The sequence below is a fragment of the Janthinobacterium sp. 344 genome, from assembly GCF_900112025.1.
Taxonomy (GTDB): domain Bacteria; phylum Pseudomonadota; class Gammaproteobacteria; order Burkholderiales; family Burkholderiaceae_D; genus Janthinobacterium.
The window spans coordinates 203,134-215,067 of record NZ_FOKL01000009.1 but is presented as its reverse complement, the minus strand read 5'-3'; the positions used below and the strand labels follow the sequence as shown (position 1 = coordinate 215,067).

The 11,934-nt window shown below is 64.9% G+C and carries 11 protein-coding genes; 4 read left to right on the top strand and 7 right to left on the bottom strand.

The features are described 5' to 3' along the window. The first annotated feature begins 214 nt into the window (after positions 1-214). Positions 215-862 carry a TetR/AcrR family transcriptional regulator gene (locus BM193_RS22660; RefSeq protein WP_092800668.1) on the top strand — a complete coding sequence of 216 codons (648 nt, stop codon included), beginning with the start codon at positions 215-217 and terminating at the stop codon, positions 860-862. A gap of 79 nt (positions 863-941) precedes the next feature. Then, positions 942-1,436: a hypothetical protein gene (locus tag BM193_RS22655; RefSeq protein WP_139176273.1), complete on the top strand. Its 495-nt coding sequence runs from the start codon at positions 942-944 to the stop codon at positions 1,434-1,436. A 67-nt stretch (positions 1,437-1,503) separates the two neighbouring features. Here BM193_RS22655 and BM193_RS22650 read toward each other — a convergent pair whose 3' ends face one another. The 6 genes from BM193_RS22650 to BM193_RS22625 all read right to left on the bottom strand — a co-directional run bounded on the left by BM193_RS22650 (position 1,504) and on the right by BM193_RS22625 (position 8,734). Beyond that, a complete protein-coding gene (locus tag BM193_RS22650; protein WP_092800674.1) occupies positions 1,504-1,980 on the bottom strand; it encodes a GNAT family N-acetyltransferase in 477 nt (158 codons plus the stop codon). Positions 1,981-2,032: 52 nt separating this feature from the next. Next, on the bottom strand, positions 2,033-2,692 hold the full coding sequence (locus BM193_RS22645; protein ID WP_092800677.1) for an XAC2610-related protein: 660 nt from the start codon (positions 2,690-2,692) through the stop codon (positions 2,033-2,035). Between the two features lie 89 nt (positions 2,693-2,781). Beyond that, positions 2,782-3,774, bottom strand: coding sequence for a ribonuclease Z (locus BM193_RS22640; protein WP_092800680.1), 993 nt, complete (start codon positions 3,772-3,774; stop codon positions 2,782-2,784). A 44-nt stretch (positions 3,775-3,818) separates the two neighbouring features. After that, positions 3,819-5,315: a metal-dependent hydrolase family protein gene (locus BM193_RS22635; RefSeq protein WP_092800684.1), complete on the bottom strand. Its 1,497-nt coding sequence runs from the start codon at positions 5,313-5,315 to the stop codon at positions 3,819-3,821. A gap of 186 nt (positions 5,316-5,501) precedes the next feature. After that, positions 5,502-6,422: a bestrophin family protein gene (locus BM193_RS22630; protein ID WP_092800687.1), complete on the bottom strand. Its 921-nt coding sequence runs from the start codon at positions 6,420-6,422 to the stop codon at positions 5,502-5,504. Next, entirely contained in the window at positions 6,419-8,734 is a 2,316-nt protein-coding gene (locus BM193_RS22625; protein WP_092800690.1) for an FdhF/YdeP family oxidoreductase, read from the bottom strand. Before BM193_RS22625 ends, BM193_RS22630 begins: the two co-directional genes overlap by 4 nt. A 195-nt stretch (positions 8,735-8,929) precedes the next feature. On the opposite strand from BM193_RS22625, the gene BM193_RS22620 reads away from it, so the two are divergent. Next, positions 8,930-9,208, top strand: coding sequence for a hypothetical protein (locus tag BM193_RS22620; RefSeq protein ID WP_092800693.1), 279 nt, complete (start codon positions 8,930-8,932; stop codon positions 9,206-9,208). Positions 9,209-9,330: 122 nt separating this feature from the next. Then, positions 9,331-10,401 (top strand): GTP 3',8-cyclase MoaA, encoded by a 1,071-nt coding sequence (moaA, locus tag BM193_RS22615; RefSeq protein ID WP_254786381.1) that lies wholly within the window; start codon positions 9,331-9,333, stop codon positions 10,399-10,401. A 5-nt stretch (positions 10,402-10,406) separates the two neighbouring features. On the opposite strand, the gene BM193_RS22610 is transcribed toward moaA, so the two are convergent. Further along, the gene (locus tag BM193_RS22610) at positions 10,407-11,828 is read right to left on the bottom strand and encodes an aminotransferase-like domain-containing protein (protein ID WP_092800699.1); all 1,422 of its coding nucleotides are present in this window, start codon (positions 11,826-11,828) and stop codon (positions 10,407-10,409) included. Between the last annotated feature and the right edge of the window lie 106 nt (positions 11,829-11,934).

Sequence of the window (11,934 nt, the reverse complement as noted above, 5' to 3'; positions counted from 1 at the left end):
CGGCCAGCGCTGGGCTGGCTCCGGTGGTGAGGGTGGCGTGATTCACGGCAAACATCCTTGAAAAGTGGCGGGGCGCAGGAGTGCCCCAACCGTTGTGGCGGAAGATATGTATCGATCGGTATAAATATAGATGAGCTTGCGTCGCGTTGTCAACGACTTCTGTATCGAGTAGTATGTAAGTAGCTGTATCAGTGAGAAAAGAAAAGGAGCGGGAATGGCGCAAATGGGACGGCCGCGCACGTTCGACCGGCAGGCGGCGGTCGAACAGGCCATGTTTTTATTCTGGCAGCAGGGTTATGAATCGACGTCGTTGAGCCAGCTCAAGGCGTCCCTGGGCGGCGGCATTTCCGCGCCCAGCTTTTATGCGGCGTTCGGCTCCAAGGAAGCGCTGTTCCGCGAGGCCGCGCAATGCTATCTGGACACCTATGGGCGCGTGACGCAGTGTCTGTGGGAGGACGCGCTGGCGCCCCGCGAGGCCATCGAACTGGCCTTGCGCCGCTCTGCCACCATGCAGTCCGCGCCGGGACACCCGCCCGGCTGCATGGTGGCGCTCGGCTGCATGAGCGCGCCGACGGCGGAGCACGCGGCCGTGGCCGAGCCTCTCACGCAATCGCGCGCCCGCACGCGCGCCGGGTTCGTACGCTGTGTGGGGCGCGGCGTCGCCAGCGGGGAATTGTCCGCCGGTACGGATGTGGCGTCGCTGGCGGCCGTCTTCGACAGCTTCCTATCGGGCGTGTCGATCCTGGCGCGCGATGGCGTCGGCGACGCCGTATTGGACGCGGCCGTCACGCAGATCCTGCGCGTGTGGGATGCCAGCCGCCCTGTTCAGCCGCCGGCGCATCCCCCCTGCCTGGCGACGTGATTGATGGCATGGCGGATTAGATATTTCCATGGGGAAATTTTTAAAATGATAATATGGGCATTCTTTTGATGGAGTGCCCATGTTGTCTCAATTCAGGAACGCTGTACTGGCATCGGCCCTGTTGTCCATCGCCGGCGTATCGGCAGCGCACGCGCAGGGCAAGCAATATCTGATCTCCGCCAAGGCAGGCAAGGAAGTCTGCGTCGCCGATGCTGCCAGCAAGGGGCAGGTATGCGTTGCCGGCGGCAGTTTTTCGCATGATGTATATAGCTTGAAAATCGATGGCAACACGGTACTCAAAGGCATCGACGACCAGTTATCGGTGGGTCTGGCTGGCAACTACCAGAATCAGGCCATCGCCTTTGTCTGCGACGCCCAGAATATCTTTCCGAAGGAAAGCCCCGAAGCCACGCTGGCGGAAGTGCGGCGGCTGATGCCCAATTCGCCGCCAGAGCGCATCAAGACGATTGCCGATCTGCTGGAGCCGGGAACGATGGGAATGGAAATTGGCAGACTGTGCAAGGCCAGCAGCGATGGCCAGCCTTTCATCACCGTGCAAGTCATGTTTGACTGATCTGCCTGCCCACCGCGGCGCCGTCTCCCGGCACAGGAGCCGGGCCGGCACCGCATCCGCCCGCCGCTTAAGTGTCCGTCTTGAACATAAATTCCAGCACCTCATCCCCATACTGGTCCGTTTCGCCTGTCGCCGTCCAGCCCAGATGGCGATAGAAGCCATGCGAGCGCGAGGCGGGATCGCTGGAGCAGCCGAGGAACAGCCGTGGATGGCCTTGCGCGCGCAGCTCTGCCATCACCAGTTCCAGCAAGGTCTTGCCGATGCCTGAGCCTTCGTATTCCGGCAGCAGCGCCAGGACGACGATTTCGCCCGTGTCGCGCTCGCCAAAGCAGTAGCCGGCCAGCTGGCCGCCGCGCTGGCAGACATAGCCAGGCAGGCTGCCCGAGCGCATCATCCGGGCCCAGGTGTCGGCCGTGATGCCCACTTCCGCCAGGCGTTCGCTGGAGATGGCGTTTTGCCGCGTCTTGCCGCGCAGTGCGATGAAGGCAGCCGTGTCGTCCGCCTGGGCGGCATGGAAGGAAAGGGAAGCGGGAGAAATCGTCATGGCGAGTCGTCGATGGTGTCAATGTGGCGGTCTGTACGGTGTGGGATGAACATCATTGCCCCGGTTTGCGCATGCTTTGCGCATGGCGCTGCCAGTCATAGATGTGGGTATTTTCCATCGCCCCCTGGCCGGGTTTGCCGGCATCAATGACTTCGTCCTTGACGAGTATCAAGGCATTGCTTTCATTCACGCGGTATTCCCGGTAGCGTTCGCAATCCTGCTCGCGCCGGGCGATGGTGATCAAGTTGTTTGCCTGCCACGCATAGCTGTCTTCGTAAAAACATTGCGCGGCGCAGCCGCAATTGGCGATGCCGCCTTCAATACGCTGGTCTGCCAGGCGGATGTCCAGATTCGGTATGGCCGATAATGGCTTGTTGAAACTGTATTTCTTCGCTTGCGCATCCCACAGCCACACATCGGAACAGCGTATGCGCCCCTGGCTATCCGTGTAACCCGTGACCCACAGGTCGGCGTGGCCGTCGAAATTCATGTCGACCAGCAGCGCGTGCAAATTGCCCATGCCGCTGCTGCTGCAGCTGCCACTGACCCATGCCTTCCCGATCTTCAGCTGGTAAGTCTGCCGTTCATCGTGATTCACGTAGCGGATATCGGCCGCTTGCCGCATGGTGCCCGTGGCGGCTTTCTGCAGATGCAGCGTCGCGCCGCAGGCAGCGGTGGAAATCAGTGACAAGAGCAAGGCGATCAGTTTCATGAAAATATTCCTTGGCCGGCAGGATAGTTATCCTGCAGTTCGCGGACGCGCCGCTCGATGAGGTGCTGGTCCATCTGGTTTTCTCCTGCTTAATGCTCAGTGGCGGCGCGGGGCTTGCCATCGGCCGCCGCCAGCTTGACCAGTGTGCCTGTTGCATCAAGCTCGTACGTATCAAAATCGCGCGCCAGGAATAGCCTGCCGGAATAGTGCTGGCGCGCTTCCGCTTCCAGTTCGGCCATGCCGTCCGCGTTGTGATAACGGGCGCTGAAGTGCGTCAAAATCAAATTCGGCAGGCGCGCCGCGTCGGCGAACTGCGCCACGCGCTGCACCGAGCTGTGCGTGGGGCCGGGTCCCACTTTCTGCAGCATGGCTTCCGTGTAGGTGGCTTCGTGCACGAGCAATTGCGCATCGGCGCAGGCGTGCGCCAGCAGCGCTGGCGTGTCGTTGTCGCCGCCAATCACCACCGTGGCGCGCTGCGTCTCGACCTGGCGGAAAGCGGCGGCGGACAGGAGCGTGCCATCGTCGAGCGTCGCATCCTCGCCCGCCTGTAATAATCCCCAGGCGGGGCCGGGCGGCGCGCCCGCGGCCAGCAGGGCCGCCTTGTCCAGTTTCCATTTGCTGGTTTCCAGCGCGAAGCGATACGCGACGCTGGGCGCGCGGTGCGACAGCGCATGGCGCGAGACGGTCAAGCCCGCTTCCTGGTGCACGACTGGCGCGCTGTCCACGTCGATATGGATCAGCGGATACGTCAGGAACAGTTCCGTGTGCAGCAAGGTGGCGTCGATCCACGCCTTGATGGCGGCCGGGGCGATCAGCAGCAACGGCTTTGTGCGCCCCGTCATGGAGGCGCTGGCCAGCAGGCCCGGCAGGCCATAGCTGTGGTCGCCATGCACGTGGGTGATGCAGATGCCCACCAGGTCGTGCACGGACAGGGCAATGCGCTGCAAGCGGTGCTGCGTGGCTTCGCCGCAATCGATCATCCACCAGTCGCGGTTGTGCGTGGTTTGCAGGGCCAGCGAGGTGACGTTGCGGTGGCGCGTGGGCACGCCGGAAGACGTGCCGAGAAAAGTCAGTTTGAACATGCCCGCATTATGCGGCAGCCATGCCCGCTTGCCAACGCCGTTGGCTATCCGGCGGCCAGCGGCGAAGCCAGCTTGTCCTTGTAGATGCGCCCGTTTTTCATGATCAGCAGCAGCTTTTCCTCGGGCTGGGCGAGGAAATCGAGGTTTTTCGTGGGGTCGCCATCGGCCACCAGCAGATCGGCAAACGCGCCCGCGGCCAGCTTGCCCAGGGTGCCAGGGTAGGGCGCGCGCTGGCCGCACAGGGCCAGCAGGTCGCCGTTCTGTCCTGTCGCCTGCGCGAGCAGGGTCAGCGGGTCGTAAAAGCGCGTGAGCTTGGCCAGCTGGCGGCCTTGCGTGGGGGTGTTTTTCGCGTTGAACAGGATGTCCGTGCCCCAGCCCGTGCGGATGCCGTACTTTTGCGCCAGCGCATAGGCTTTGACGGTGCCTTCCGAAACAATCGCCTGGCTGGCCTTGCGCGCCGTGTCAGGGTAGACATTCGCATCCGCGTCCTGCAGGAAGGGCTGCAAGCTCCACCACGTGCCCGCATCGCGCATCATGCGCACGGATTCGTCGTCGGCCAGCTGGCCGTGCTCGATGCTGCGCACGCCCGCGCGGATGGCCCGCTGGATTCCTTTCGGCGTGTAGACGTGGGCCATCACATAGGTGCCCCAGTCGGCGGCCGCGTCCACGCCCGCGCGCAGTTCGCGCTCCGAATACTGCGTGCTGTCGAGCGGGTCGTACATCGAAGCGACGCCGCCGCCGGCCATCATCTTGATTTGCGTCGCGCCCAGCATCAGCTGCTCGCGCACGCGGCGCAGCACTTCCGTTTCGCCATCGGCGATCATGGCCATGCCCGCCGTTTCCGCCATGCTCAGCGGGGCGTTGGGTGCGCGCGGGATTTCCGAGCGCAGGCGGAAGTCGCCATGGCCCGAGGTTTGCGAAATCATGGCGCCGGACGGAAAGATGCGCGGGCCATCGACGATGCCTTCATCGATGGCGCGTTTCAGGGCGAAGGCGGGGCCGCCAGGATCGCGCACGGACGTAAAGCCGCGCAGCAGGGTGCGCTGGGCTTCCTGCGCCGCCACCAGGTACAGGTAGCCCACGTCGGACGTCATGGCCGTCACCTGGTTGATGGCCGCCAGCATCGTATGCCAGTGCGCGTCGATCAGGCCCGGCATCACCAGCTTGCCCTGGCAATCGATGAGGCGCGCGCCTTCCACCTTGTCGCCGGCCGGTAGCAGGGCGGTGATGGTCGGCCCCGTCACCAGCATGTGGATGCCCGTGCGGGGCGCCTTGCCCGTGCCGTCGAACAGGCGCAGATTGGTCAGCAGCATGGGGCGTTCGGCCGCCTGCGGCTGCTGGGCGATGGCGCTGCCGCTGGCCAAGCCGGTGAATGGCGCCAGCAGGGCGGCCGCGCCGCCGAGGAACTGGCGCCGCCGCATGTCCGCCATCACGCGCTGGTGCAGGATGGTGAAGACGGTGCCGCCGCAATCGCAGGCGCGCGGTTTCAAGCCGCCCGTCTGCCACGTGTTTGCCAGATGTTGTTCCTGTGCCAGTGCCATCGCGCCATCCTTTCATCGTTGCCGCGCACCCTGCCGCAGGCAAAAGTTAATAATGGGAAACAATGACCATTGAAAGCCCGCAGCGTAGGCAAGTCAAGCGTGCACTTGCTTTCCGGCAAAGAAAGTAGCATGGGCGTGTGCATGTCCATGCTGGCCCGTATTTTCCCCATGCCCGTGTTTCCGTGCTTAATCGAGCTGATAGCGTGGGCAGGGCTGGATCGATGGCGGCAGCGCGTCGCCATTCAGTTCCCGCAGCGAGCGCTCCGTTTCGCGCGTCATGGCGTTCAGGGCCAGGCAGTTGGGCGCCAGGCCGAACGGTTCGGCGATCTGCTGGGCGATGGCTTCCAGCGCGAACAGCGTATACGCGACAAACACGGAAATGAGGGGCGTGGCCACGCCGATGGCGTCGACCAGCCCCAGCGGCAGCAAGAAGCAGTACATATAGACGGTGCGGTGCACCAGCACGCCATATGGATACGGGATCGGCGTGTTCTTGATGCGCTCGCAGCCAGCCACGGTGGCGGCCAGGTCGTTGAGCTGGGTGTCGAGCATCCACAGCAGCTGCGTTTGGCCCGGCTGGCGCTCCACGGCGTCGTGCAGCATGGCGCGCACCCAGTGCAAGAGGGCGACGGGCTGGTAGGCCATGCCTTGCAGGCGCTGCACGTCGTTGGCCGGCAGGTGGCGCGCCAGGTCGGGCAGCGGGTCTGTCTGGCGCAGCTGGTGCTTGAGCGCATACACGAAGGCCACCAGGCGGCGCAGCAGCAACTGGCGGTCCAGGCCGCTCGTTTCCTGTGGCAGATACGTGATCGCCTGCGAGGCCAGGGCCCGCGCGGCGATCAGCAATTGCCCCCAGATATGCCGCGCCTCGGCAAAGCGCGCATAGCTGGCGTTGTTGCGAAAGCCCAGGAAGATCGCCAGGCTGATGCCGACCATGGGAAACGGCGCCGTGTCGAGGGGAATCTTGACGCCGAAGATGCGCCCGTCCGTCAGCAGCGCAAGCGAGCTGATCACCAGCATCAGCAGCAGTTGCGGCACGATGGCTTGCAGCACCGAGCCGTTCCAGATGAACAGCATGCGCAGCCAGTGCGAGGTGGAGCGGACGATCACGCGTCGGCCCCGACGGAGCGGGCCAGCAGCACGGGAATCGACTTGAAGGTGGGCGTGCCGGACCCTTGGCCCACGCTGTCGAGCGGCACCAGCGGATTGGTTTCAGGATAATACGCGCCGATGCAGCCGCGCGGGATGTCGTACTCGACCAGCAGGAAACGGTCGGCGCGGCGTTCGATGCCGTCGTGCCAGACGCCGATCAGGTCGACCCAGTCGCCGGCCGCAAAGCCCAGCATGGCCAGGTCGTCCCTGTTGATGAAGACGACGCGGCGCTGGCCGAACACGCCACGGTAGCGGTCGTCCATGGCGTAGATCGTCGTGTTGTACTGGTCGTGCGAACGCGTGGTCATCAGCACCATCAGGCGCTCGCCATATTGCTGGCGCGCGCGCTGGATCGGCGTATCGCGCTCCACGCCATTGACGAGGAACTGCGCCTTGCCGCTGGCCGTCTTCCACACCCGTTCGCGCGAGGCGATTTCCAGGTGAAAACCGCCCGGCTTGGCCACGCGCAGGTTGTAGTCGAAAAAGTCATGGAAGACTTGCTCGATGGAATCGCGCAGCAGCGCATAGTTGCCCGCGTAGCGCAGCCAGTCGATCTTCCCGCTGCCCAGGGTGGCGTGCGCCATGCCGGCCACGATGGCGATTTCCGAGCGCAAGTTGGGCGAGGCGGGCTGGTTCATGCCGAACGAGATGTGCACCATGCTCATGGAATCCTCCACCGTCACGCCTTGCGCCACGCCCCCCTGCAGGTCGATTTCCGTGCGCCCCAGGGTCGGCAGGATCAGCGCATCCCTGCCGTGCACCAGGTGGCTGCGGTTGAGCTTGGTGGCGATCTGCACGGTCAGGTCGCACGCGCGCAGCGCGTCCCAGGTGCGCGGCGTGTCCGGCGTGGCCATCGAGAAATTGCCGCCCAGCGCGACGAATACCTTCACTTTCTTTTCCAGCATGGCGGCGATGGTGCCGACGGCGTCGTAGCCGTGGTGGCGCGGCGGCGCAAAACCGAACACCAGGCCCAGGCGGTCGAGGAAGGCCTGGGTCGGCTGTTCCTCGATGCCCATGGTGCGGTCGCCCTGCACGTTGGAGTGGCCGCGCACGGGGCACAGGCCCGCGCCCCGCTTGCCGATATTGCCGCGCATCATCATCAAGTTCGACAGGATCTGCACGGTGGCCACGGAATGCTTGTGCTGCGTCACGCCCATGCCCCAGGTGGCGATGACGGCCTGGCCTTTCACGTAGATCTGCGTCAGCTCTTCGATCTTGTCGCGCGCCACGCCCGATTCGGCCAGCAGCAAGTCCCAGCTTTCGGCGCGCAGGTCGGCCGCGAAGGCGTCGAAGCCGCTCGTGTGTTCGGCGATGAAGGCGCAGTCGAGGACCCTTTCCTGGCCATGCGCGGCGGCCTCGTCATCGAGTTCCAGCACGCGCTTGGCCATGGCCTTGATCAGCGCGAAATCGCCGCCCAGGGTGGGGCAGATGAACAGCGAGCAGATGTTCGTGCTGCCGCCCGTCAGCATTTCCAGCGGATGCTGCGGGCTGGTGAAGCGCTCCAGGCCCCGCTCGTGCAGCGGATTGATGGAGACGATGACGGCGCCGCGGCGCGCCGCGTCGCGCAATTCGCCCAGCATGCGCGGGTGGTTGGTGGCCGGATTCTGGCCGAACAGCAGCAGGGTATCCGCATGCTCGAAATCGTCCAGCACCACCGTGCCCTTGCCGACGCCCACGGTTGCCGGCAAGCCGCGGCTCGTCGCCTCGTGGCACAGGTTGGAACAGTCGGGGAAATTGTTGGTGCCGAAGGCGCGCACGAACAGCTGATACAGGAAGGCCGCCTCGTTGCTGGCGCGCCCCGACGTATAGAAGGCGGCCTGGTCCGGGTCGTCCAGCGCCTGCAGGTGGCGCGCCACCAGCGCATACGCGGCATCCCAGGAAATGGGGACATATTTGTCGCTGGCCGCGTCGTACACCACGGGGTCCGTCAGGCGGCCATGCTGCTCCAGCGCATAGTCCGACTGCAGCATCAGTTCGGTGACGGTATGCTGCTGGAAGAAGGCGGGGCGCACGCGCTTGCTGGTCGATTCGGCGGCCACGGCCTTGACGCCGTTTTCGCAGAATTCAAACGTCGACGCGTGTTCGCGGTCGGGCCAGGCGCAGCCGGGACAGTCGAAGCCGTCCGGCTGGTTCTGCTCGAACAGCGCGCGGTAGTTGCCGGCGCCGACTTTTTCCTTGAGCAGGTTGATGGCCACGTACTTGAGCGCCCCCCAGCCGGCGGCCGGATGGGTGTAGGGCGCGATGCGCGCGTCGGACTTTGGCTTGCTCATGGTGACTCTCCTGGTGATATGCGATGGGACACGCACATGGTAAGGGCGGCGCACTGCCGCGCAGGCGTACAGTTCCAGGCAAAAAAACAGAGTACAGATGGCCCCGCCGATGTCTGCCGCGCTGGCACCGGCCGTGATTTATGATGCGGGCAAGGGAAGTGTATCGCGCATTTCCCGCCTTGAACGGGGAACAACATGCACGGGGAAGACGGAATCGACGCGGCCCTGGTGGCGCTGCTGGCGCTGCTGTGGCAAGCGCATCAGGAAGGCGGCGGGAAGCCGTGGTCGCTGGCCAAGCTGGCCAAGCGGGCAGGGGTACAGATGAGCACTTTGCTGCGCCAGCTCAATGCGCTGTCCGGCGCGGGACTGGCCATCGTGACCACGCGGGAAAACGGCGGCGGCGCCGCGTCGCTGAGTGTGGCCGGCGCCGCGCTGTGCGCCAGCGTGTTCGTGCCGCCGCCGGCAGCGCGGTAAGGGCGTGGCCGGGCGCGTCTGTACTCTATCGGCAGGTACCGGACTGTACCTCCCTGGCTGCCTGCATTCGTCCTATGCTGTTTCCAGACGAATCCAGATCAAAGGGAAGCACAGTGCACACCATCACGTATCCGCCGCCAGCGCTGCGGCAGCCAGACCATGTGGAACCATGCGTGGACCTGCTGGGCCGTCCATTGACGGACTTGCGCATCTCCGTCATCGACCAGTGCAACTTCCGCTGCACGTATTGCATGCCGGCCGAGCTGTATCCCGGCGATTACCCGTTCCTGCCATCGGGCCAGCGCCTGTCCTTCGCGCAGATCGAGGCCATGGCGCGCGCCTTCGTGCGCCTGGGCGTGGATAAGATCCGCATCACGGGCGGCGAACCGCTGCTGCGCAAGAACCTGGAACAGCTGATCGAGCGCCTGGCGCGGCTCACCACGCCGGACGGGCGCGCCGTGCGCATCGCGCTGACGACGAATGGCAGCCTGCTGGCGGCCAAGGCCCGTTCGCTGAGGGAGGCGGGCCTGGAGCGGGTCACGGTCAGCCTCGACAGCCTGGACGACGGCATTTTCCAGCGCATGAATGGCGTCGATTTTCCCGTCGAGAAAGTGCTGCACGGGATTGCGGTGGCGCAAGCCGTGGGCTTGCATCCCGTGAAGGTCAACATGGTCGTGCAGAAAGGCGTCAACGATAGCCAGATCGTGCCGCTGGCGCGCCACTTTCGCCACACGGGCGTGATCCTGCGCCTGATCGAATTCATGGACGTGGGCGGCATCGGCGCCTGGTCGCGCACGCACGTCGTCACGTCGGACGAAGCGCGCGCGCGCATCGCGGCCGAATTTCCCCTCGTGGCGCTGGGCGAAGGCAAGCCCATCCTGCACGAGACGGCCAGCCGCTACCGCTATCTCGATGGCGGCGGCGAAGTGGGCTTCATTTCCAGCGTGTCGCAGCCGTTCTGCGGCGACTGCAGCCGCGTGCGCGTCTCGTCGGATGGCAAGCTGTTTACCTGCCTGTTCGCCCACGACGGCCTCGACCTGCGGCCCCATCTGGATACCGAGCAAGGGCTGGAAGCCCTGCTGCGCCGGCACTGGCAACGCCGCGGCGACCGCTACTCGGAAGCGCGCGGCGCCGTGCCTGAGGGCTCGCGCAAGCAGTATCCCAGCGTGCGCATGTCGCTGGTGGGCGGGTGAATGGTTTACAAAAATTCGGTGATCAGCTTGCCCAGCAGGATGATGGCCTGTTCCACCTCCACGCTCCACGGATAGCTGTAATTGAGGCGCAGGCAATGCCTGTAGGCCTGGCTGACGGAAAACATGCGTCCCGGTCCCACGGTGATCCGGCATTCCAGCGCGCGCCGGTACAGCTGCATGGCATCGACGTTGCCGGGCAGTTCCACCCACAGCACGTAGCCGCCCTGCGGTTGCGAGACTTTGGTGCCAGGTGGAAAGAAACGCTGCACGGCGGCGGCCATGATGCGCGCCTGCTGGGCATAGGCCTTGCGCACGCGGCGCAGATGCTGTTCGTAGCCATCGTTCTGCAGGTATTCGGCGATGGCCAGCTGCGGAAACGAGGAGGTGGCCAGGGTGTTGAGGAATTTGAGCTCCTCCACCTTGCCCCGGTAGCGGCCGGCCAGGGCCCAGCCCACGCGCTGTGCCGAGCTGAGGCTCTTGGAAAACGAGGAACAGTGCAGCACCAGGCCCTCGCGGTCGAAGGACTTGAGCGAAGACGGGTGGACGTCGCCGTAATACAGTTCGTTGTAGACGCCGTTTTCGATGGCGGGCACGTCGTGCTGCGCCAGCAGCTGGACCAGGGCCCGCTTGCGCTGGTCCGACATCTGGAAACCCAGGGGATTCTGGAAGTTCGGCATCACCATCACGGCGGCGATGGGCTGGCGGGCCAGGATGTCGGCCAGCGCTTCGATGCTGATGCCGTCATAGGGATCGGTGGACACTTCCACCACCTTCATGCCCAGCCGTTCGACGGCCATCAGCATGGCATAGAAGGTGGGCGACTCGACGGCGATGGTGTCGCCCGGCCTGGCCACGGCTTGCAGGCACAGGTTGATGGCTTCCGTGGCGCCCACGGTGACGATGATTTCGTCGGGATCGACGGCCAGGCCATTTTCCAGGTAGCGGCGGGCGATTTCGCGGATCAGCTGCGGGTTGCCCGGCGGCAGGTCGTCCGTCACGCTCCAGGCCCGGTTGCGGCGCGCCACGGCGCTCGCATACTGGTTGATGCGTTCCCAGGGAAACAGCGCGGGATCGGGGTAGGGCGAGCCCAGCGGGATGGCGTCGTGCAGGCCGATCGAGCGCAGGGTGGACAGCACCAGGCGGCTGACGTGCACCTCGGCCGGCACGGGGCTCGGCTGCGATGCCTGCATGCACAAGCCGGCGCCGGGCGCATCGCCGGCGCGGGCGCGCACGAAGTAGCCGGACTGCGGACGGCTTTCGATCACGCCCAGGCTTTCCAGCTTGACATAGGCGCGCAGCACCGTGGTGATGCTCAGCTTGTGCTGCTGGCTGCTCTGGCGCACGGAGGGAATGCGGTCGCCGGGCAAGAGCACGCCCTTGGCCACCAGTTGCTCGATGTCGCCGGCGAGCTTTTCATACAGTTTCATGCGATGGCATCCCGTCTTTGATTCTTGCTCTACGTCATCGCATTATCGTTCAATTCATGGTGGCGCATGGCGCCGGCAAGGCATGTTGCTGAAATGAAACTGGCAG

Bases quoted from the DNA above. Each gene is read 5' to 3' on its own strand.
- BM193_RS22660 (WP_092800668.1), top strand. From the start codon at position 215: ATGGCGCAAATGGGACGGCCGCGCACGTTCGACCGGCAGGCGGCGGTC.
- BM193_RS22655 (WP_139176273.1), top strand. From the start codon at position 942: ATGTTGTCTCAATTCAGGAACGCTGTACTGGCATCGGCCCTGTTGTCC.
- BM193_RS22650 (WP_092800674.1), bottom strand. From the start codon at position 1,980: ATGACGATTTCTCCCGCTTCCCTTTCCTTCCATGCCGCCCAGGCGGAC.
- BM193_RS22645 (WP_092800677.1), bottom strand. From the start codon at position 2,692: ATGAAACTGATCGCCTTGCTCTTGTCACTGATTTCCACCGCTGCCTGC.
- BM193_RS22640 (WP_092800680.1), bottom strand. From the start codon at position 3,774: ATGTTCAAACTGACTTTTCTCGGCACGTCTTCCGGCGTGCCCACGCGC.
- BM193_RS22635 (WP_092800684.1), bottom strand. From the start codon at position 5,315: ATGGCACTGGCACAGGAACAACATCTGGCAAACACGTGGCAGACGGGC.
- BM193_RS22625 (WP_092800690.1), bottom strand. From the start codon at position 8,734: ATGAGCAAGCCAAAGTCCGACGCGCGCATCGCGCCCTACACCCATCCG.
- BM193_RS22620 (WP_092800693.1), top strand. From the start codon at position 8,930: ATGCACGGGGAAGACGGAATCGACGCGGCCCTGGTGGCGCTGCTGGCG.
- BM193_RS22610 (WP_092800699.1), bottom strand. From the start codon at position 11,828: ATGAAACTGTATGAAAAGCTCGCCGGCGACATCGAGCAACTGGTGGCC.